14 protein-coding genes and 1 other RNA gene are annotated in these 22,283 nt (G+C 48.9%); 3 read left to right on the top strand and 12 right to left on the bottom strand.

The genetic code is table 11. The features are described from left to right. Window positions 1-349 precede the first annotated feature (349 nt). Window positions 350-664, bottom strand: coding sequence for a DUF1540 domain-containing protein (locus DWV73_RS03150; protein ID WP_107000017.1), 315 nt, complete (start codon window positions 662-664; stop codon window positions 350-352). 355 nt (window positions 665-1,019) lie between these two features. Next, window positions 1,020-2,957 carry a threonine--tRNA ligase gene (thrS, locus tag DWV73_RS03155; protein ID WP_107000018.1) on the bottom strand — a complete coding sequence of 646 codons (1,938 nt, stop codon included), beginning with the start codon at window positions 2,955-2,957 and terminating at the stop codon, window positions 1,020-1,022. A 593-nt stretch (window positions 2,958-3,550) separates the two neighbouring features. Here thrS and ssrA point away from each other — a divergent pair. Continuing rightward, window positions 3,551-3,891: a transfer-messenger RNA gene (gene ssrA / locus DWV73_RS03160) on the top strand. Between the two features lie 74 nt (window positions 3,892-3,965). Here ssrA and DWV73_RS03165 read toward each other — a convergent pair. The 4 genes from DWV73_RS03165 to DWV73_RS03180 are packed head-to-tail and all read right to left on the bottom strand — an operon-like array spanning window position 3,966 to window position 10,683. Then, entirely contained in the window at window positions 3,966-6,596 is a 2,631-nt protein-coding gene (locus DWV73_RS03165; RefSeq protein WP_117795645.1) for a hypothetical protein, read from the bottom strand. Next, entirely contained in the window at window positions 6,580-9,021 is a 2,442-nt protein-coding gene (locus DWV73_RS03170; protein ID WP_117795647.1) for an MMPL family transporter, read from the bottom strand. Before DWV73_RS03170 ends, DWV73_RS03165 begins: the two co-directional genes overlap by 17 nt. Window positions 9,022-9,056: 35 nt before the next feature. Beyond that, window positions 9,057-10,004, bottom strand: coding sequence for a cell surface protein (locus tag DWV73_RS03175; RefSeq protein WP_181986205.1), 948 nt, complete (start codon window positions 10,002-10,004; stop codon window positions 9,057-9,059). 46 nt (window positions 10,005-10,050) lie between these two features. Then, window positions 10,051-10,683: a cytidylate kinase-like family protein gene (locus tag DWV73_RS03180; RefSeq protein ID WP_117795649.1), complete on the bottom strand. Its 633-nt coding sequence runs from the start codon at window positions 10,681-10,683 to the stop codon at window positions 10,051-10,053. 410 nt (window positions 10,684-11,093) lie between these two features. Here DWV73_RS03180 and DWV73_RS03185 point away from each other — a divergent pair, with 410 nt between their 5' ends. Beyond that, window positions 11,094-11,678, top strand: coding sequence for a TetR/AcrR family transcriptional regulator (locus tag DWV73_RS03185; RefSeq protein ID WP_107000022.1), 585 nt, complete (start codon window positions 11,094-11,096; stop codon window positions 11,676-11,678). A gap of 418 nt (window positions 11,679-12,096) precedes the next feature. After that, window positions 12,097-13,548, top strand: a complete 1,452-nt coding sequence (gene mgtE / locus DWV73_RS03190) for a magnesium transporter (RefSeq protein WP_242995717.1) — start codon at window positions 12,097-12,099, stop codon at window positions 13,546-13,548. On the opposite strand, the gene DWV73_RS03195 is transcribed toward mgtE, so the two are convergent. The 6 genes from DWV73_RS03195 to DWV73_RS03220 form a co-directional block, all read right to left on the bottom strand. Then, window positions 13,540-14,265 (bottom strand): UDP-N-acetylglucosamine pyrophosphorylase, encoded by a 726-nt coding sequence (locus DWV73_RS03195; RefSeq protein ID WP_117795651.1) that lies wholly within the window; start codon window positions 14,263-14,265, stop codon window positions 13,540-13,542. The genes mgtE and DWV73_RS03195 overlap by 9 nt on opposite strands. Before the next feature lie 58 nt (window positions 14,266-14,323). Beyond that, entirely contained in the window at window positions 14,324-16,621 is a 2,298-nt protein-coding gene (locus DWV73_RS03200; RefSeq protein WP_117795653.1) for a DNA topoisomerase, read from the bottom strand. Window positions 16,622-16,674: 53 nt separating this feature from the next. After that, complete coding sequence (locus tag DWV73_RS03205; RefSeq protein WP_117795655.1) at window positions 16,675-17,565, bottom strand: DMT family transporter; 891 nt, start codon at window positions 17,563-17,565, stop codon at window positions 16,675-16,677. A gap of 46 nt (window positions 17,566-17,611) precedes the next feature. Beyond that, window positions 17,612-18,661 carry an aldose epimerase family protein gene (locus DWV73_RS03210; protein WP_117795657.1) on the bottom strand — a complete coding sequence of 350 codons (1,050 nt, stop codon included), beginning with the start codon at window positions 18,659-18,661 and terminating at the stop codon, window positions 17,612-17,614. A 698-nt stretch (window positions 18,662-19,359) separates the two neighbouring features. Further along, a complete protein-coding gene (asd, locus tag DWV73_RS03215) occupies window positions 19,360-20,445 on the bottom strand; it encodes an aspartate-semialdehyde dehydrogenase (protein ID WP_117795816.1) in 1,086 nt (361 codons plus the stop codon). Window positions 20,446-20,699: 254 nt separating this feature from the next. Further along, window positions 20,700-22,271 (bottom strand): nitrite/sulfite reductase, encoded by a 1,572-nt coding sequence (locus tag DWV73_RS03220; RefSeq protein ID WP_117795659.1) that lies wholly within the window; start codon window positions 22,269-22,271, stop codon window positions 20,700-20,702. Window positions 22,272-22,283: the final 12 nt, after the last annotated feature.

The raw sequence follows: 22,283 nt of genomic DNA on the forward strand, positions 1-22,283 counted from the left end.
CTCGTGCTGAGGTGAGGTAGATAACCTGCTTTCCTGTCTTCGTAAAGTTGTTTCCTCACAACTTTTGTTAGTATACTATGGTTTCTTTGGAATGTCAACCGGTTTTTTCGAGATTTTTGAGAAGATTTTTGAGAAGATTTACAAATGATTTTTAAATATGGTTCACGTGTTGCGCAAATGACGGCAACGTACGCAAATACATTTACGGACATACTAAAAACTACCGCCGGATATCATTACCTCTGCCCGGTTTTGCTTCCTTCCTGACAGAATTTTCCATATCCGGCGGCATTTTTTATTTCGAATATTTATGCAGTCTTTCTTCTATTAAAAAAGAAAACCGCATCAGTCACCGTTTCTGGAAACTCGAACATTCCGTCTGCATAGAAACTGTCGCATTGCCTCCGGTGATTCCGATGTGTTCCGCGCTGCACCGGCGGTCTGTATTATAAACACAGTTCGTTGCCTCGCACTCTACTTCGAGACGGCTCTCCGGTGTTTTAAAAAGGTTGCGGAATGTGCCGCCTTTCTTCTCGTCGAAGCTGCCACAGCAGGTATCGCATTTATCCTGCGCCGTCTTTCCTTCTACCAGAATGGTATTTTTACAGCAGCAGTTTTCCGCATTGTGCATACATCCGGTTACACTACAATCCAGTTTTGTCATGATTTTTCCTCCTGTTTTCTGACATGCATCACCGAAAGTCTCCTCCGGCATCCAGCCGTCAAACTTTTCAGCGATACACTTTTCAATGTGTCATGGTTTTCGTTGCTGTTCACACATGTATGACCAGTAACGGGATTTTACCGATACTTCGCATTCCAAATCGGCAAAATCTGCAACCAGAACTGTATCGTACGGAATTTTCAGTTCAGAAAATTCCTGCCTGTGAACAGTTACTGGTTTTTAGATTCAGGAGTAGTATCTGCTTCTTTTTTGGATTTATTCGTGTAAACTAAAACAAACGCATCCATGATTTTATCTCACAGATGCGTCTGCCTAATTTTTTAATTTTTCAAAATTATTTAGCTTCGTCTGCTTTCACAGTCTCACGCAGGTTTTTCTCTTCGATCTCCTTCTGGATGGACTCGATGAAGCTCTCTACACTGCTTGCACCCTCGTCACCTGCAAAACGGCTGCGGACGGAAACGGTCTTCTCTTCTTCCTCTTTCTGTCCAACAACCAGCATGTACGGGATCTTCTGGGTCTGTGCCTCGCGGATCTTATAGCCGATCTTCTCGGAACGTGTATCCATCTCTGCACGGATGCCAGCCTCGGTCAGCTTGTCCAGAACTTCCTTGCTGTAATCTGCGTATTTGTCAGAAATCGGAAGAATCTTTACCTGTACCGGTGCCAGCCAGGTTGGGAATGCACCTGCGAAGTGTTCGATCAAGATACCGATGAAACGCTCGATGGAACCAAATACAACACGGTGAATCATGATCGGACGATGTTTCTCGCCGTCTGCTCCGGTGTACTCTAATTCAAATCGCTGTGGAAGCTGGAAGTCAAGCTGGATGGTACCACACTGCCAGGTTCTTCCGATAGAATCTTCCAGATGGAAGTCGATCTTCGGTCCATAGAATGCGCCATCGCCCTCGTTTACCACATACGGCAGTCCCAGCTCTTCCAGAGCGGAACGCAAGCCTTCGGTTGCCATCTCCCAATCTTCATCACTTCCCATGCTGTCTTCCGGTCGGGTGGACAGCTCTACGTGATATTTGAACCCAAACAGGGAATATACCTGATTGATCAGGTGTACAACGCCCTTGATCTCGTCCTTGATCTGCTCCGGTGTCATGAAAATATGTGCATCATCCTGTGTGAAACAGCGTACACGCATCAGACCATGAAGCTGACCAGATTTCTCATGACGATGAACGATACCAAGCTCACCCATACGCAGCGGCAGATCACGGTAGGAACGTGGCTCAGAAGCGTATACCAAAACGCCGCCCGGACAGTTCATTGGTTTAATTGCGTAATCCTCTTCATCGATCACAGTTGTATACATATTGTTTTTGTAATGATCCCAGTGTCCGGAAGTCTCCCAGAGCTTGCGATTCAGGATGATCGGAGTGGAAATCTCTACATAACCAGCTTTTTTATGGATTTCTCTCCAGTAATCAAGCAGGGTATTTTTCAGTACCATGCCCTTCGGCAGGAAGAACGGGAAACCCGGACCTGCATCGTGCATCATGAACAGGCCAAGTTCTTTGCCCAGTTTACGATGGTCACGTTTCTTTGCCTCTTCCATCATTGTGATGTATGCTTCCAGATCCTCTTTGGTTGCAAATGCGGTCGCATAGATACGGGTCAGCATTTTGTTCTTCTCGCTGCCTCTCCAGTATGCGCCTGCCAGATTCATCAGCTTAAATGCCTTACCAACACCCTTGGTGTTCATCATGTGAGGTCCTGCACATAAGTCAGTAAAATCACCCTGACGGTAGAAACTGATCTCTGCATCCTCCGGCAGATCCTCGATTAATTCTACCTTGTACGGCTCCTCTTTCTCCTTCATGAACTCGATCGCTTCATTTCTCGGCAGAGTAAAGCGCTCCAGTGGAAGTGCTTCTTTGATGATTTTCTTCATCTCTGCCTCGATCTTTGGCAGATCCTCTGCAGTCAGAGGGGTAGCCGGATCGACATCATAGTAGAAACCGTCTGCAATGGACGGTCCAATCGCAAGTTTTGTCTCCGGGTAAAGGCGTTTTACAGCCTGTGCCATTACATGGCTGGCGGTATGGCGCAGAGCTGCCAGACCTTTCTCATCCTTTGCAGTCAGGATATTTAACTGACAGTCATGGTCGATCACGGTACGGAGATCTTCTTCCTTACCGTCAACCTCACCCAGACATGCCACTCTCGCCAGGCCTTCGCTGATGTCTTTTGCAATATCGATGATGGACATCGGGCTCGCATATTCTTTGACAGAGCCATCTTTTAATGTGATCTTCATCTTTTTTCTCCTTTTCGTTCTGAAATAATAAAAGCTTCCTGACCAGAAGAACCACGAAAGAATGTGTCTTGGCACATTCTCGCGCCGAGCACGATCGCCTGCGACATGTTGCTTCTTCGCGCGAGTGCGCATCCCGCGGAGCGTTTTTTGTTTCATAGGACGCAATTTCCTATGAAACAAAAAGTCCCTTAGCCAGATGTTTCTGACTAAGGGACGATTAATCGCGGTTCCACCCTTATTGAATCGATCTTTCGGATCGACTCCACTTCATTCTGATGATAACGGAATCACCGTTCCCGATTAAGGGACATTCAAAGCTGGTATTCAGATTTGTTTTCCTGTCCGACGTTTCCACCCACAGCCACCTGCCTCTGTTATTTCAGGCTTTTCCTGCGACGCCGTTCTCTGTCCAGTTCCACAATCCTACTGGTCTTCTCAACACTTTCTTTATATAGATAAACCCGTTTCTGGTTCATCATTACAGTCTCGATTATATCAGCTGTTTCTATTTTGTCAAGATATTTTTCTCTTGAGTTTTCACTGCATTGACAGACCGCCTCTTTCATGGTATGATAATAAGGATCTAAATATAAGGGCCAGTACCGGTTTCGACAGGGATCATGAAGCTGGTGAAGCTATCCGCATGCGATGCGTTAAATGGCAAACTTAAAATTAAACGCTAACAACAAATTAGCATACGCTGCCTAATTTGGCAGTTGTCAGCCTTAGAGCACTCACACTTTAAGAATCTGGCATCGAATATGTGAGAAACGATGACAGGCGGGTTCCGGACTGTCAGGCGTATCAGGAACTACTGAAGTTCTGAGGATGTTCGTTTCCGCAGGATAGAGGGAATGTCAAAGAACGGACTATGATAGTAGAAGAACAGGGAATTGGTTTTTGGACACGGGTTCAACTCCCGTCTGGTCCACTAAAAAGAACTGCCGCCCAGCAAATCATTTGCTGATGCGGCAGTTCTTTTTCTTATCTATTTTTATTCTGCATCTTTTACCGATTCTGGAATATCTCAATAATCGCCTTCACGATCGCCACCAGCACATTCCACATCCGTTTTAACGGACCTTCTTCACTGCTGCCGTCTGCCTCCTGATCGGAGATATCGGTTGATTCATCATCATCGCTGATCTCATCGGTCCGCAGGACGATCTGCACGCTGTTCGGGGACGGATTTTTCGAGGAGGTAAAGGAAATCTTCTCCGCCTCCGGATCTATGTTCAGGAAGTTGTTCTCATCCTCAAACTTATCGATCTGCTCATCGAGCGTACTCTTCATGTCTTCCCCCGCTTCCCGAACCGCCGCAAGCTGATCGATCAGGGTCAGGTTCTTATCAAGAATCTTCTCCATGCCCTGCAGCGTTGCCTTGGTTCCGGCATCCAGCGAATCACCTGCCGAAATCAGCGTGTCATTCAAAAGACTGAGCATATCATGTGTGGTATAAAGTGCCCTGGTCAGCCGGTTCATCAGTTCTTCAGAATCAGACAGGGAATCCAGCATCGTCGGCACATATTTATCCGTTGTGTCAATCAGGACCCGCATATCATCCAGCAAATTAATCAGTTCATCGGTCGAACTTCTGAGCGCCGATAAAGTCGAACCCGTCTTGCCAGTAATATCTCCCGCCGTCTTGAACGCACCATTCACTTTATTCACAATCGTTTTCGCAGTTTTCTGCGCCTGCTCCACTTTCTGGAAAATGCCCTTCGTCTCTTCCACCAGACTTGCAGCATCCGCAGAATAAGTAGTCGCTGACAGAGACTCCAGCGCCTCCTCTACATCATCTTCTGCATTGCCAATCTCATCTTCCCAGCTCGCATCATTGACACCGCCGCTTCCCGGCTCGCCGGACGGTCCGGCTGTCAGGGCTCCCGCAGAAACCTCGGTTCCAAATGCATTCACCTCTGCATCCTGACCCGAGGAGTTGTCTTCCGAAGCGGAACCCGAATTCTTAGCAGAATCCGTCTCTGCCTTGTCTGCCGTCGAAGCAGGATTCTTCTCTTCCGTCTTTGTCGCTGATTCAGCCGCTTTTTCCGCCTGGTTACCAGCTGCACCAGACGCTATGCCTGCGCCCGCTGCTTCCTGTTCAGCCGAATCTTTACTTTCTGTTCCTGCTGAGCCAGAGGCCGAAGTGCCTGCTGCCATTTCCGCATCATCCATGGTATTTGCAGAACCCGTAGTTCTTGCATGATCGGCGGCACCTGCAGAATCCGTGATATCTGCGCTGCCAGCCGCCCCCGTTGTCTGACCATTTCCGTTTCCAGATGCCGCCTCCGACGATACAGATGTCTCTTCCTTCTCCGCACTCTTCATCTTGCGGATCCGTTTCAGCTTCATGCCGTCTAACGTGGCTAAACTCTGATTCAGGCTTCCAATCCCCTGTTCTGTCACCGCCAGGGAGGTATTTCCCAGTCCCAGAAGTTTATCGAGTTCTTCCAAAATTTTCTGGACTTCCGCCATCCGCTGGACAATATCTTTCTCGATCGCATCCTGCGTCTGCTGACTGACAAGACCCTTATTTAATTCATCCGAAGCCGACCGGAGCGATTTGCTCAGACTTCCCAGGCGGTCATACAGGCGATCCAGTTCATCCTGCATATCTTCCATCGTATTGGAAAGCGCCTGTGTGTTGCTGTTAATATCCGTCACTGCATCGCGCGCCGTCTGTAAATACGGAATCATGACCGTCGTCTGATCCGTAACCGCCTGCAGATCGGCAAGCGCCTGTGTCGAGAGCGCCTCGATCTGTTTCCGGTTAGCACTGACGGTTCCACGCGCCTGATCGAGATTTGCCAGACCGCCCTTCACGCCGGAAACATCCGACTTCATGGATTCCATCGTCTTTAACAGCGCATTCATGCTATCATACATCTTGTTTCCATCCTCGCGCCAGGTATCTTTCGCCTCTTTCAGATCCTTGATGCGGTTCAGCTCATCCAGGGTCCCCGGAACCATCATCATAATGACTCCGATATTCTCATAATTATCCGTGCCGACCCGGACTGTAAAATCGCCGTCCTCGCCCGGAAGCGCCGCAAACATTGCCGCCTGATAGCTTCCAACCGACTGCACCTGCGCACCCGGCGCATCGACACTATAGCATTTCTCCATATCCACCGGCACAAGCACGGTCAACACCATATTATTTTTATAATATGCCTTCGCCTTCTCATTCGGGGTCGCCTTTACATTGACCTCAACCAGACCAGACGCCCCCGCCAGTTTGGATGCATCCGCTTCCACTCCATTAAGTTTATAGGAAACGTCAAACGTCCAGGGCAGATCGACGCTGTTTTTCGGCATCGTACATTGATAATAAAAACGCGAATTCTTCTCCGGCAGTTTCCATGTGACGGTTCCATCGCCAATTTCCGGCGCCGTGTCGTCCGTCATGTTGACCACCTTGTCATAGGTACCATAATCGGTATATTCGGTCAGTCCATTCGTGGTACAGCCTTTGACCACATTGATCTGCGTTGCCGTTCCATAATAGTCCAGATTGACATACATCGTTTCATCTACCTGAACTCTTGGTGCAGCCGCCCGGACAGGAACTGCCGCACTCGTTACCAGCGTAACCGCTGCCAGCGTCGCCGCCGCTCCTCTTCTAATGATCTTCTTCATGGCTTCCAGCCTCCCTTTTTTCTGTCATCTTCCGTTTCCGGTCTTTTCTTCGTTCTCTCACTTTTCCGAGTAGCCGGAGCTTTCTTCTGTGTTTCTCCCGCGCCTCCGCATCGGAATCTGTTTTCTCTTGAGAACCGCCCATCTCTGTCATTTCTGTATCTTCCAGCGCTTTCGTTTCAGCTTCGAATTGTTTTCTTTTCGACGTAACTGAATCCACCAGCGGCTCTTTCCCTTTCCACACGGCACCAGCCACGCGTCTTGCCGCCCGTTTCATACGGGCATGGCGGCGTTCGCGCCGTTTTTTGAAAAACAGATGAATCCTCTCAAATTCGTTCTGCATCAGGATATGATCAAACAATACCAGAAATGCCGGCATCAGGGAGCAGACAAAAAGCATACTAATCAGAGCCCCCCGTCCAATCAAATGTCCCAGATCGCCGATCGCCGCGACACTCGATACCTTGTATACAATATATCCGGCACAGGTCAGGATCGAACCGGATGTCAGAATCGCCGGAATACCAAGATTCAGCGCCCCGATCGCCGCTTCCTTCTTATCCATCGTCTTGCGGCATTCCAGATAATTGTTCGTCGTCAGAATCGCATAATCGACGGTCGCGCCCAGCTGGATACAGCTTACGATAATGTAACCAATGAAAATCATCGTGTCTCCGACGATGTACGGTACCGCCATATTGACGAAAATCGCGACCTCAATCGGAATCATGATAAGGAGCGGAATAATCAGTGATTTAAAACTCCACATGACAACCACAAATACGCCGATCAGCGACATCACATTGACACGGCTGTAATCCTTCGTGATCGTCGTCTGGATGTCCTGTGTGGACGGTGTTGTGCCGACCAGATACGAATTTTCCGGATAATATTTCTTCATGATCGCCTGGATCTCATCCGAGCACTGGTACGCCAGCTTGCTCTCGCCCTTACTCTTAACGTAAATAAGGATTCTCGCATAATCTTTTTTATGTAACTGGCTTGTGATGCTGTACGGAAGGAAATCTTCCGGTACGCCCTCCGGGAGCTGCCCGGACAAGGACGTTACACTCTTCATGTACGGCAGGTCTTCCAGCTCATCCGTGAACTGTTTTTCCTTGATAAAAGAAGTATCCGGCACGATTGCCATCATCATATTGCTTCGTCCGAATTTCGCTGTAATCAGCTCATCATCCTCATATACCGTCGTTCCCTCGCTGGCGCCAACCGCGTCATTTCCGTAGAGGAAATCGTTCATGCTCTGCGCCGTGTATGCCGGGATCGCCAGCACCGCAATCAGAATCAGCACGATGCGGCGGCTGTTGTAGATACCGTGGCTGAGCTTATCAAACGACGGCAGGAACGAACGATGGGATGTTTTCTCAATCATCGGCGTCATACGCAGAATCATCGCCGGCATGAAAAACACCACTGTCAGCAGACTCAGGACAATACCTTTTGCCAACACGAGTCCCATATCAAATCCGATATTAAACTTCATAAAACACAGAACGATAAATCCGACGATCGTCGTCAGGCTGCTGGCGAAAATGGAGTTTAATGCCTCATTGATCGCGTTGCTTAACGCGGTCATCTGATCCAGTCCCTTTGCCTTTTCCCTCGCAAACGCGTGGCTTAAGAAAATCGAATAATCCATCGAGCAGGCGAGCTGCAGGACCGCCGACACACTGTTCGTCAAAAAGGATATCCGCCCGATAAACAGGTTCGTTCCTTTGTTCAGGACGATCGCCACGCCCATGACCGTCAGATATAGCACCGGTTCAAACCAGGAATTCGTCGTCACGGTCAGAATCAGGAAAATAACCACGACCGCCAGCGTCATAATCAGCTTCATCTCGCTCGAAACATTTTCCTGCAGCGATTTATTCTGAACCGCCATGCCAACGTAATGTCCCTTGTCTCCGAGAATGTCCTTGATCTCATCGATCGTCTGGGACGTCCTCTTATCCGTGTCGCCGTTTACAAAAACAATATCCATAACCGCCGTATTATCCTTGTAATACTCATCAACACTATTAAAGTTGATAAATGCGTCCGCCGCGTATACGCTGGTCGATGTATCGAGCCACATGACCTGATCGACTCCGTCCAACGCCTCTATTTTATCCTTGTAGGCTTTCGCCTCATAAAGCGAAACATCATCAATCATGATGCGCCCCGTGCCGGGGTAGCCGAATTTCTCTTCCATCAGGTCCAGTCCCTGTTTGGACTGGACGGTCGACGGCAGGTATTCCGTCAGATCATAGTTGATCTCGACAAACGGCGCCATGAGCGCTGATATCAGCACCAAAACCAGAAAGACAATCTCGATCGCCCTGCTCCGCTCAATGATGAATTTCGGCAGGGAGAAGGCTTCTTTTTCCGTCTGTTTTTCTTCTTTGCGTTTATGTAAAAATTTCAGTTTCATGCCTGCTTGCTCCTGTCATACAATGATTGCGATCCTTACCGCATCAAAATAATCATATAATAATGCTTATCGCCGACCTGCTGATGTGCAACACCCATTTCCTTATAATAAATCACCCGGTCCACGCGCTTTTTCTCGTCGCTGTCGTGATTACGCAGAAGCTTTTCTTCTGCCTGCGTCACATCATCACAGTTGATGAGGTAAATCTCCGTATGACGTCTCGCAGTGCTTTCCCCGATGGATTTGAGGTAATCATCAAGTGTGCCTTCATCCGGGATCCGGCTGCTTCCATAACCCTTACTGCGTGCCATCGCCAGGCGGTGTTCGGCGATCTGCTGTAATTTTCCATTTAAAATAAAGCTGGCATCTTTATCGTAATCTTTTTTGTCATCGTCATAGTAATCTTCTTCCTCATCCCCGTCAAACGCGTCCGCCTTCAGCTCATTTAAGCTGTCCGCCATCGCCTGGGTATCTGCATCCAGAAATGCCAGCGTGTACGCGCCGCCGCCCGTGTTTTTCTTCTTTTTGGCGTTCGCCAGGCTGCCGTCCGCGTTGATCGTATACTGCGTCTCATCCTTTGTGAAGGTCGTTCCCTCCATCGCGCCGCTGTCTTTCAGGAAATAGTATTTTCCGTCGATATTCTGCCAGCCGGTCGCCATCGCGCCGTCCCCTTGCAGATAATACCAGGTTCCCTTTTCCTGCTCCCAGCCCGTTTTCATCAAACCGTCTGCTCCGAGCAGGTACCATTTTCCGCCCATCTGCTGCCAGCCCGTCAGGTAAGAACCGTCCATTCCCACCAGATAATAACCATTCTCCACCGGCTGCCAGACACCCGCATCATCCGCAAACACTGTCTGGGCGGCAGACGCTGAGAAAAGGAGACTTACTCCTGCGATTCCTGCCAGCCGTACTATCTTATGTCCCAGAACCGCTTTCAGCGCCCTTTTTAACCCCGGCGCCGTCCGCTTTTCTTCCTTCTTCATCCACAAATTTCTGTCCTTCATACGCTGTCCTCACTCTTCTTTATGCTTATTGATCGGATCCATCTGTTTCCAGTTCCACCCCCCGTGCCGTTAAAAGTGCCCGGAGCATCGCCGCCAGCTCCTTTTCCGAGATCCGGCTGCTGTCAATCAACATATCATAACTTGCTTTATCCGCCCACGTCTTTTTTGCATAAAAATTATAATAATTTTTCCGTATTTTATCCGCTTGTTTGATCAGGTATTCAGCTTCTTTTTCATCTGTCTCGTAACGCCGCATAATCTCCTTCACGCGCGCCTCCATCGGGGCATATATAAATAGAGAAATAAGCCCTTCTGTCTCCTCCAGGATCTTGTCAGCGCAGCGTCCCACGATGATGCATGGACCTTTCTTCGCATACTCCCGGATCAACTGGGACTGCACGACAAACAAGGTATCATTCATCGGCTTTCCATAACCGGTAAACGGATTGCACTTGGCCGGAACCTTAAAAAGAAAACGGTTCGCCTTCATCTCGTCCGCCTCTTCCAGTTCCTCCATCTTAAATCCGCCGCACACCGCTGCTTCCTCTATCAGATGGCGGTCATAACAGGGAATTCCCAGTTCCTTTGCCAGAGACTGCCCCAGATTATGGCCGCCGCTTCCAAACTCTCTTCCGATTGTAATGACAAAATTTTTCATACCAGATTCCACCTTCGTATCTATTTCCTTTTGCTTTCGCATATGCTGCAGGTTCTCATAGCCGTTCCTTTCCCGATTGTCAGCCACTCCTGCCGTCTGTGAAACGTTCCATACAAAAGACTTCTTCGCAGTGAACAGTTACATCTAAAATAGAGCATATACAACTCATGTCTGTTTAATTGACATTTGTTCATTTTTGAACTATAATGCATTATACTAAGTTGTTCGAATGAATACAATAATCATTTTTACGTCAGTTGTATTTTAATCAACATTTCATCACATTATGTTTGTTTTTTGTATCTGGTGTGCCCATTTTTACTTATTTTTAACACTCCCTTCATCCACAGCCTCCGATACACAGTCATACGGCGTTTCCCTGTCTGGAAACGTTCAGAAAGGAAGTCACTATGAAAGAAGAAATACTCGACCGGCGTGTACGAAAGACGAGACGCCAGTTAAAAGAATGCTTAACCCGCCTCCTCAAAGAAAAAAAAATTCAGGATATCACGGTACGCGAACTCGCCGAGATGGCTGACATCAACCGCGGCACCTTTTATCTTCATTATAAAGATGTCTTTGACCTGATGGATCAGATCAAAAATGAACTGATCGAAGAGGTTGAGTCTGTCCTGACGCACCATCCCGTTCCCGAACTGGTAGCGCGCCCTTCCCTCGCACTCTCAGAACTATTTCCTCTTGTACAGGAAAATGCAGAGATTGTTTCTATCTTAATAGGAGAAAACGGTGATCTGAATTTTGTCAACCGCCTGAAACGCATTGTCAGCGATAAATGTTTAAAAGGCTGGCTGGATCTCAAATGTTCCAGCGATCCGGATACGCTCGCGGCATTTTCCGCCTTTATCGTTTCCGGCTGTGTCGGTACCGTTCAGTACTGGATCGAAAGCGGCATGAAGGAATCCACAGAACAGATGGCAATCTTGACAGAGGACTTTATCTTAAAAGGCATCCGGGTGCTGGAAAATCCGGCTTGACTTTCACGAAATTCCGTGCTTTAATAAAACTGCAATTTTTAAAAATTCAGAAAGGAGAACCACATGGACAGTTGTGACAGCAACGGGCGAAGTCGTCGCGATGGGCAAAATCAAACTATGAATTCCAACCATGCGTACCAGACTGTTGGTCTGCCGCAGGGTCTTTTTGAGTGTGAATCGGGCTGTCTGGCAGCACATTTCCGCCTGCTTTAACAGGCTGGTGATTCAGTGCTGAACGTTTCCCGGCACGATTGGTTTTCATATATATTTGTCCATCGCCCTGGCGCGGGTTTGAAACTGCCATCTGCGGCATTTCATCCTGTTCCCGACTGGCGGTGGATTTTTTTATCCCCGCACTGCTCGCCCTGTACGTCCCAAACGGCATTAAATAGAACGACAGAAAGCGAGGGAACCAAATATGAATCAGACTCCAGAAATGGACGAAAAGAAAACAAGCTCCCCGGAAACGGCTCCGATCGCCGCAACCGCAGAGCATAATGCTAATTTTGAAGAAAATATCCGCGCGATCATCCGCAGCGGAAAACCGGCAAGCGTAATCCGGGATGACCTCGACAATTACCATGCAAACGATATTGCCGAGGTTCTGGAAACACTGGACACTGCGACCCGGAAACGCCTCTACAATATTCTCTCTCTGGAAATGACGGCAGAGATTTTCACCTATCTCGATGAACCGGCGCCTTATCTGCATGAGCTGGGGCTTGACCGGGCGGCAGCCGTTCTGGCAGAGATGGATGCCGATGAGGCGGTCGATATCCTCGAAAATTTAGATCCGGAGGAAAAAGAAGCCCTGATCGCGCGCATGGATCAGGAATCTAAGGATGATATCCACCTGATCTTTTCCTACGATGAGGAACAGATCGGTAGCCGGATGACGACCAACTACATCGTCATTCCCAATAACTGTACGATCAAGCAGGCAATGCGCCATCTGATCTCCCAGGCGGAGGACAACGACAACATCGACACCATCTACGTCGAAGACGAAAATGGGCGCTATTTCGGTGCGATCGAGCTGAAGGATTTAATCACTGCCCGTGAGTACATGAAGCTGGAGGACATTATCAGTACCTCCTATCCGTATGTGTACGCGGATGAAAAATCTTCGGACTGTATGGAAGAGCTGATCGATTACAGCGAGGATTCTATCCCTGTACTCGATCGGAACCATAAGATCATCGGTGCCATCACTTACGAGGACATCGCCGAGGCGATCGACGACGAGATGGGTGATGACTACGCAAAGCTGGCAGGTCTTACTTCGGAAGAGGATCTGCACGAACCACTGTTGCAGAGTTTGAAAAAACGTCTCCCGTGGCTGGTGCTGCTACTCTTCCTCGGCATGGGGGTTTCCTCAGTAGTCGGCATTTTCGAGCCGATCGTTGACCGTATCGCACTTCTTATCTGCTTCCAGTCGATGATCCTCGACATGGCAGGCAATGTCGGCACCCAGTCGCTGGCTGTCACCATCCGTGTCCTGATGGATGAGGATATCTCCGCGATGCAGAAGCTGGGATTTGTATTCAAGGAAATGCGAATCGGATTTTTAAATGGACTGCTGCTCGGATCGGCTTCGTTCGTCGTAATCGGCATTTTCATCCATATTATGAAGCAGAAGAGTCTTTTCTTCTCGTTTGCACTTTCCGGCTGTGTCGGCATCTCTCTTCTGACCGCAATGGTAATCTCCAGCCTGGTCGGCGTACTGGTGCCGATGCTGTTTCACAAGCTGAAGGTTGACCCGGCAGTTGCGTCTGGTCCGCTTATCACGACGGTGAATGATCTGGTAGCGGTTGTGACTTATTATGGACTGGCAGAGATTTTGCTGGTGGATGTGTTTCATTTAGTGTAGAGAACCGGTGAAAATAGGTATTTGTGATTCGGACGCAAAACAGGACTCTTCCTTTTTAGCAACTTCTCCCTGCTTCTTATAGATAGAGTTTGCATCTACCCCGCCGCGCACGCTGGAAAGCGGATAGATGTTGGTACCGCGTCCGATGATGCTGCCCGGGTTTAGGATAGAGCCGCAGCCTACTTCTACGTTGTCACCGAGCATGGCGCCGATTTTTTTGCGTCCGGTTTTGATCTTGCCGTCTTCGGCGTGGATTTCCACCAGAAGTTTATCGGATTTTACGTTGGAGGTGATGGAACCGGCACCCATGTGGGATTTATAGCCTAAGATGGAGTCTCCGACGTAATTATAATGCGGTACCTGTACTTTATCGAACAGGATGACGTTTTTAAGCTCGGTAGAGTTTCCGACTACTGCACCTTCTCCGATCAGGGCGCTGCCGCGGATGAATGCACAGTGGCGCACCTCGGCGTCTTTGCCGACGATGACCGGTCCGTGCAGATAGGCGCTGTCAAATACCTTCGCTGTCTTGTGAACCCAGATGTTTTCACCACGTTTCTCATATTCTGCCGGATCCAGGCTATTTCCCAATTCGATGATAAAATCACTGAGACCTGCCAGCGCCTCCCACGGGTAGGTAAACTGTTTCAGATAATCTGAAGCCAGCGTATGGGTTAAATCATATAATTCTGTGATTTTCATTTCTTCTTTTTTCATGATCATTGCCTTTCTTGAAATTCAATTTCTTCTATTATTATAAATAGATTGTTTACTTTCACTTACTTTGTTCCTGTCCGGATGTAATACTTGTCGTCTCAGAGCTAGTTTCAGCTTTTACTGTTCTTGCAGTCTTCGCAGTTCCCCTACTCTTTACGCTTCTGCTTCGCGACACTTTCTCTGCATTTTGGTAAAACACAGCAACCGCATCAAACGCCGGCCGCAGCCCATACGCATTTCCCATATGAACCGCATTGTAAGTGCGTCCGATAACGAAGCGCTCTAATTTCTGCATATATTCATCCGGCGTGATGCTGCCCTCTGCCACATAGGTCAGACCTTTTTCCCAGCTTGCCGTCAATTCCGGGTTGAGAAGCTGCTTCATGGATGTGTGTACAACCTCGTAAATCAGCTCGCCCAGGTAGGTCGGCGTGATAACCTGCGTTTTTTCATTGAGCGCCATATATTTGATGTTGAACAACTTTTTCAGGATCTCCGCGCGGGTTGCACTCGTTCCGATGCCGCTGCCCTTGATCTGAGCGCGCAGCTCTTCGTCCTCGATAAGCTGACCGGCATTTTCCATCGCCAGAATCATCGAACCGGAGGAATAACGCTTCGGCGGAGACGTCTCGCCCTCTTTAATCTGCAAATCATCCAGTGACACTTTCATCCCCTTTTTGAGCTGTTCCAGCATCTGGATAAACTCTGGGTGGGACGCGTCAATTACCTTTGGCTGGCTGCCGTCCGTTCCATCTGCTTCTCCTGCCGGATTTTCCGCATCATTTCCATCTATACCTGTTTCAAGACGGTTCGTTCTGCCGACACCTTCCCCGGCAGTGTCCTTTTTCTTTTTCGGAATTTCTGCCACTTTGAGATATCCCACTTCTTTCAATACTTTGAAACCGGCAAAGAAATGTTCACCTTTTACCTCAATCTCAACCGCATATTTCTGGTAAATCGCCGCCGGATAAAAGATGCTTAAGAAACGGCGCACAATCACCTGGTAAATCTTACGGTTCAACTCTGGGAGACTTCGCAGCGCACCGAGTCCCTGTCCGGTCGGTATGATTGCGTAGTGATCGGTAATCTGCTTATCATTGACATAGCGCGTTTTTGCTATGTTTTTCCACAGCCCCGCCTGCATCGCCTCCGATGCAAATGCCGCCAGCGGCTCATAATGCGTCAGACCGCCGATATTTTTACTGATCTCCTTCGCCACCGCCGTTGAAAGCACACGCGCGTCCGTTCGCGGATAGGTAACCAGTTTTCGCTCATACAGCTCCTGCACCACTTTCAGGGTCTGATCCGGGCTGATTTTAAACATTTTAGAACAATCATTCTGGAGCTCCGCCAGGTTATAGAGAAGAGGTGGATTTTTGGTTTCCTTTTTCTTTTCCACTTTTAAAATGGTTCCCTGCGAAGTATTATATACGCTCATTAAACCCGCGTTCGCTTTTCCTGCGTCGCTGACCTCTGACTGCATGACTCCCGAATTTTCGCTTCCATTCTCGCGTTCCCACAGCCATGCAATCAGCGCCTCCGCGTCCTTTCGCTCCTTAAAACCATTTTCCTTATACAGACAAGGCGTTCCATAGTACCGGCTTCCTTCCACCGCCCGCCATTCGCCGTCAATCGAGATGCCTGCCGGTCCGAATGTACCAATCACGCGGTAAAATGGCGTTTTGACAAATTCCCGGATCTCCCTCTCCCGGCGGACTACCATACCGAGGACACAGGTCATGACGCGTCCGACTGAGATCACGGTCCGGTCAGAACTTCGCATATAGTTAGAAACAGATGGTCCATATTTCAACGTCAGTGCGCGGGAAAAGTTAATTCCCATCAGATAATCTTCTTTTGCCCGCAGATATGCCGAATCCGCCAGATGATCGTATTCGGACAGATCCTTCGCTTCGCGGATGCCGCGCAGAATCTCTTCCTCCGTCTGTGAATCGATCCAGACGCGCTTCTGTCTCTTGCCCTGCACGCCAGCCATCTGCGCGACGAGGCGGTAGATATATTCTCCCTCCCGTCCCGAGTCGGTACAGACGTAGATTGTATCTACATCCGCCCGGTTTAAGAGACCGCTCACGATTCCAAACTGTTTCTTCACGCTGTCGATAACCTGATATTTCCATTCTTTCGGGAGAAATGGAAGTGTCTCCAGACTCCAGCGCTTATATTTCATATCATATACTTCCGGATAGCTCATCGTGACCAGATGTCCAACACACCAGGTCACAACCGCATTTTCCGACTCAATATAGCCATCCACCGATCGTCCATTTACCTTGAGTGCATTTGCGAACTCACGCGCCACGCTCGGTTTCTCGGCTATAAATAACGATTTTGCCACGTTGTTCTGCTCCTATCTTACTAATTTCGTAACTGTTCAGTACCTAATTTCCTCTAATTCCTTTTCCGCTTCGGCGTCCACTCCGCCAGAATCGCCGCCGCAAACATCAGCGCACAGCCAATTAGCATCCGCACCGTCAGCTTCTCATGCAGCAGCCAGACAGAGAACAGGAGTCCAAACACCGATTCAAACGACAGTAGAATCGAGGATGTGCTGGCGCTCAGATATTTCTGCCCCACTGTCTGAAGCAGAAAACAGAGCATACTGGATGCGAGTCCCAGATACAGCATCGAAACTGCTACTCCCGGCAGTGTAAATACTTCCGGATGGAACGCGCCTTCCGCGAGAAGCCCCAGCACCCACGAACACGCCGCCGCTGTTCCCATCTGCATGACCGTCAGGCGGATCGGAGTGCAGTATGCCGTGAAGCGATCCAAAAAAATCATATGAACCGCAAAGCAGATGCCGCACACCAGCGTCAGGAAATCACCAAAATTGACCGACAGATCGCCTTTCAGCGATAAAAGAGCCAATCCCACAACAGCAAATCCCGCTGCGACCAGGTTATTTGCCTTCGGGCGCACATGATTAACCGCCCATGCCAGAAACGGCACGATCACCACATACAACGTCGTAATAAACGCATTTTTACTCGCGGTCGTGTATTTCAGCCCATACGTCTGAAAATAATAACTGATAAATAGAAACAATCCCGCCAGTGCGCCACATTTAAACTCCTGCATCGACATTCCCCGGATCTGTTTCCAGAAAAGAGCCGCCATCCCAAGCGCCGCGATCGTAAACCGGTACGCCAAAAGGTATGTAGGTGTGATCGCGTCCATCGAATTTTTCATCACAACGAACGCGCTGCCCCAGATAATTGTTACAAATAAAAGGCTGGCAGATGCCAGCACTTTTACTCCCTTGTTGTTTGTCTCACTCATGTCAATCTCTATCCTATGTCAAAATAATCACAAATCAAATACAAATTTAAACCGTCATAAATTTATAACTGGTCGTTGTATCGTATTTCTCGCCCTTTTTCACGATCGGGGATGCAAATCCCGGCATGTTGACTGCGTTCGGGTAATACTGCGTCTCAAAGCAGTATCCCTGGCGTCTCACATACTTCACGCCGCCCTTACCCGGAACCTGTCCGTCCAGGAAATTGCCCGTGTAGAACTGAACTCCCGGCAGATCGGTGTATACCTCCATCTTGCGCCCGCTCTCCTCGTCGATCGCAGCCGCCGCCAGACTGAATACGCCTGACTCATGGTTGAGAATCCAGTTATGATCGTAGCCGCCGCCCAGTTTTAACTGATCGTAATCCGCTTCAATATCACGTCCGATCGGCTTGAAATCTGAGAAATCCATCGGAGTCCCCATTACCTTGCGGATCTCACCGGTCGGGATCAGCACCTTGTCTACCGCCGTGATCGCATCACTGTCAATGTAAACCATCTGTGAAAGCGACGGACCACTCTCATGGCCTGCCAGATTGAAATACGCATGGTTTGTCATATTAAAAATGGTATCCTGATCGCAGGTCCCCTCGTAATGAATCTTTACTTCATTTTCATCTGTCAGCGTGTAGGTCACACGGATCGAGGCATTTCCCGGATATCCCTGATCGCCGTCCGGGCTTTCCAGTGTAAACGAAACCTGATTAACGCCCGTCTCATATTCTGCCGCCCAGATACGGTTCCGGTAAAAATCCATGCCGCTGTGCAGGTTGTTCGGACCATCATTCGCCGTCAATTCGTATTTTTTATCATTTAACGTAAACACCGCGCCGCCAATCCGGTTTGCATTTCGTCCAACAGCCTCGCCCAGATGCCCATCGCTTACCAGGCAGTCTGCTACTGTTTCATGTCCCAGCAGGACATCCGCCATCTCTCCGTTCCGATCCGGCACCAGCATCGTGGACCAGATTGCACCCAGATCTAAAAAGGATGCAGAAACTCCATTCTGATTCGTCAATGTATAACGGCTGACCTCTCTGCCATCTTCCATTGTTCCAAAGATTGTCTTCTCAACCATGCCAAATCCCCTTTCATTTTTAGAATCCGAAAAATATTTTTCGCATTTTTTATGCTTACCTATGTCAGAATAAATCTATTTAACTTTTCAAGTCGAACGTCCGTGAGACTTGGCGCGTGATTCTGGTCAGCGAAGCTGACATATTCCTATCAGAATCACTGTGCATCCTCGCGGAGCGTTTATCTCAGTCGGAGACAAGGCTTCCACTGAGACAAATTTGCTATTACTCACCACCTGAAGAGGTGGGCGTCTTCTCGACTGAGATAAATAGCTGATTTATTAAGTATACAATACTTTTCCCCTCATGCACACCCATTTTTTCCAAATCCCATTATAAAAATTTAAAGATTCGTTACTGTTCACACATGTGTGCCCAGTAACAGGCTTTTGCCGATGCTTCACATTCCAAATCGGCAAAAGCTGCAGCCAGAACTGTATCTTACGGAATTTTCAGTTCAGAAAATTCCCACCTGTGAACAATTACCAAGATTCCATTTCAGATAAAAAAGAATGTTCCTTGACGCATCACGCGGAGCATTTTTGTGTCTTAGGACGAAGTTTCCTATGACACAAACAAAAACTGCCGTTCCGGACAGAGTCAGCCATCGTTTTTTAAACAGCCTCTCCGCCACTGGGCGGCAGTTCTTACTTTTATCAGTTTTAATTTTCTATTTCACGGATTCTCTGAACAGATTTCTTTATTTCGCCTGGATATATCCCTGTGCGGTCAGAAGCTCTGCACACAGTACCGCACCGCCGGCTGCGCCGCGCAGTGTGTTGTGGGAGAGACCTACAAACTTCCAATCGTAAACTTTGTCTTCTCTCAGACGGCCAACAGATACGCCCATACCCTTCTCATAGTTGACATCCAGCTGTACCTGCGGACGATTATCCTCTTCCAGATACTGAATGAACTGCTTCGGTGCGCTCGGAAGCTCCAGTTCCTGCGGAAGTCCTTTGAAATTAACCAGCTTCTCGATCAGCTGCTCTTTGGTTGGTTTCTTTCTGAACTTTACAAATACGGCTGCTGTATGTCCGTCCAGAACCGATACACGGATGCACTGGCAGGTAATCACCGGCTCGGATGCCTTCACGATCTCGCCGTCCTTGATCTCTCCCCAGAGACGAAGCGGCTCCTGCTCGCTCTTCTCCTCCTCACCACCGATGTACGGGATGATGTTGCCTTCCATCTCCGGCCAGTCTTTGAACGTCTTGCCAGCTCCGGAGATTGCCTGATACGTCGTAGCTACTACCTCATATGGCTCAAATTCCTTCCATGCAGTCAGAACCGGTGCATAGCTCTGGATGGAGCAGTTCGGTTTTACCGCTACGAAGCCTCTCTTGGTTCCCAGACGTTTTTTCTGGAACTCAATCACCTTAAAGTGCTCCGGATTGATCTCCGGCACTACCATCGGAACATCCGGTGTCCAGCGGTGTGCGCTGTTGTTGGAAACAACCGGTGTTTCTGTCTTTGCATACGCATCTTCAATCGCACGGATCTCTTCTTTTGTCATATCTACGGCGCTGAACACGAAATCAACTTCGGATGCTACCTTCTCGATCTCGTTTACGTTCATAACGGCCATCTTCTTCACACACTCCGGCATCGGGGTCTGCATTTTCCAGCGTCCGCCGACTGCCTCCTCATATGTTTTTCCTGCAGAACGCGGGCTTGCTGCCAGCGCAGTAATCTCATACCACGGATGATTTGCCAGAAGCGTGATGAAACGCTGACCTACCATACCAGTTGCTCCCAGAATGCCTACACGTAATTTCTTTTCCATGTTCATCGTTTTTCTCCTCTTCTGACAGCGGCTTTTTCAGCTTCTCATGGCAGGATGGAGTTTGGATAGGAAGCTCCTGCTCTGCAACACGTTTTCACTCTGCCGCTGTAATTCTTGTCTATCCTATAACAAAACAAACAAAAAATCAACATTTTTCCGCAAGAAAAATACATTTGTACGTCACTCGCGGACATTTGATAAATTTATAACGTCTGTCACGGATTTAACGATGTTTTAACTCAAAATAGGTTCTTCTAAGCTAAGTATTCCGCTGCAGCCTTCTCAATCCCATCCGGGTACTGCGTCCGGTAGCTCTCAAAATCAAGCCCCCTTGCCGCAATCTCTTTTCCAAGTTTGACTAAGAACGACGGAATCTCGCTCTCAAACATCGTGCCAAGCTCACGTCCCATCGTCTCTTTTCCCTGTACCTCATTTCCGCCCAGATAAAATACAAATGCCGGCTGTGCCTTGCCATCTGCCATCCGCACGCCTCCGCGGAATCCCATCGGTCCAGTCTGGTGGGTACCGCAGGAAGACGGACATCCGGAAATATGAATCTGCGGAAGTGCGCCGTCCGGGATCTGTGCCTCCCCGACCGCCTTTACACACGCCTGTAACAGAGCCTGCGAATCGCGTGCACCAACCTGACAGATCGACGCACCGATACAGCTTACCGATGTCTCAAACTTTGTCTGAGCCGTCTCCTTCGTCGCCTCCAGGATCTTCTCTGCTTCTGCTCCGGTCAAATTGATGATATAAGCAGTTTCATCCGGTGCCAAGCGAAGCTCTGTGCCGTCAATCGACTGCATCAGTTCTCCCAGGGATGCCAGCGTCTCCGGGCGCGGCTGTCCGCCAATCGGATGCCAGATAACCGTATAAAGTCCCGGCTGTTTCTGCTCCAGCACACGTTCTCCCGACGCGCTGCTTCCATCGCCTGTTTTGCCCTGCTTTTCTTTCATTCCTGCCGCTGCCATCACTTCCTCACGTGAAAGATCCAGCTGTTCCCCGGATGCCAGTACCTCCTGAAGCTTTTCCTGATACGCCTTCCGGTAATTTTCCGCTCCGCCGAGTGCTTCCTGCATATACCGGGTACGCGCTTTTCCGCGGTTTTCGTAATTGCCATATGCCCGGAATGTCAGCCACATCGCCTTAATGTAATAAAGAATCTTCTCCGGCGCAACGCCCTCGGCAACTTTAACGCCAAACTGCGGATTGTTTCCCAGACCGCCTGCACTGTATACCTCAAACGTTCCGTCCGGGCAAGCCGCAAATCCCAGATCTCGGTAGGTCGCGTGCGTCACATTCGCCGGTGAATTAGAGAAACAAACCTTGAGCTTGCGCGGCATCTTTTCCGCATTGATGAAGGTCATCAGGTATTCGCCCGCCGCCTTCGCCCACGGCATAACGTCGAAATATTCGCCCTCTTCCACACCGGAAAGCGGAGAACACATCACATTTCGCGGGAAATCTCCGCCGCCGCCCATCGTCACTATCCCGGCATCGAGTGCCTGCTCCATCAATTCACAGACTGATTTCTCATCCAGATTGTGAAACTGCACGCTCTCACAAGTCGTAAAATGTACCATATTTACCTGATATGCGCGGATTGCCTTTGCGATAAATGCAAGCTTCTCCTTCGACACACATCCTGCCGTCATACGCAGACGCAGCATGCTCGCCACGCCGCCTTTCTGTGCATAACTGCCGTAACGTCCTGAAAAGCCCTTATATGAGCCCTTATCCATCTTTCCTGCATAAAAATCCCTCGTTTTTTCACAAAACTCCGGAAGATCTGTTTTCCACTCCTTTGGAGCAATTCCTATCATTTTTCTCTCCTG

This window comes from Clostridium sp. AF12-41, from assembly GCF_003461685.1.
Lineage (GTDB): Bacteria > Bacillota > Clostridia > Lachnospirales > Lachnospiraceae > Otoolea > Otoolea fessa.

Excerpts from the sequence above, each read along its gene's own strand:
- DWV73_RS03150 (WP_107000017.1), bottom strand. The coding sequence starts at position 664 with ATGACAAAACTGGATTGTAGTGTAACCGGATGTATGCACAATGCGGAA.
- thrS (WP_107000018.1), bottom strand. The coding sequence starts at position 2,957 with ATGAAGATCACATTAAAAGATGGCTCTGTCAAAGAATATGCGAGCCCG.
- DWV73_RS03165 (WP_117795645.1), bottom strand. The coding sequence starts at position 6,596 with ATGAAGAAGATCATTAGAAGAGGAGCGGCGGCGACGCTGGCAGCGGTT.
- DWV73_RS03170 (WP_117795647.1), bottom strand. The coding sequence starts at position 9,021 with ATGAAACTGAAATTTTTACATAAACGCAAAGAAGAAAAACAGACGGAA.
- DWV73_RS03175 (WP_181986205.1), bottom strand. The coding sequence starts at position 10,004 with ATGAAGAAGGAAGAAAAGCGGACGGCGCCGGGGTTAAAAAGGGCGCTG.
- DWV73_RS03180 (WP_117795649.1), bottom strand. The coding sequence starts at position 10,683 with ATGAAAAATTTTGTCATTACAATCGGAAGAGAGTTTGGAAGCGGCGGC.
- DWV73_RS03185 (WP_107000022.1), top strand. The coding sequence starts at position 11,094 with ATGAAAGAAGAAATACTCGACCGGCGTGTACGAAAGACGAGACGCCAG.
- mgtE (WP_242995717.1), top strand. The coding sequence starts at position 12,097 with ATGAATCAGACTCCAGAAATGGACGAAAAGAAAACAAGCTCCCCGGAA.
- DWV73_RS03195 (WP_117795651.1), bottom strand. The coding sequence starts at position 14,265 with ATGAAAAAAGAAGAAATGAAAATCACAGAATTATATGATTTAACCCAT.
- DWV73_RS03205 (WP_117795655.1), bottom strand. The coding sequence starts at position 17,565 with ATGAGTGAGACAAACAACAAGGGAGTAAAAGTGCTGGCATCTGCCAGC.
- DWV73_RS03210 (WP_117795657.1), bottom strand. The coding sequence starts at position 18,661 with ATGGTTGAGAAGACAATCTTTGGAACAATGGAAGATGGCAGAGAGGTC.
- asd (WP_117795816.1), bottom strand. The coding sequence starts at position 20,445 with ATGGAAAAGAAATTACGTGTAGGCATTCTGGGAGCAACTGGTATGGTA.
- DWV73_RS03220 (WP_117795659.1), bottom strand. The coding sequence starts at position 22,271 with ATGATAGGAATTGCTCCAAAGGAGTGGAAAACAGATCTTCCGGAGTTT.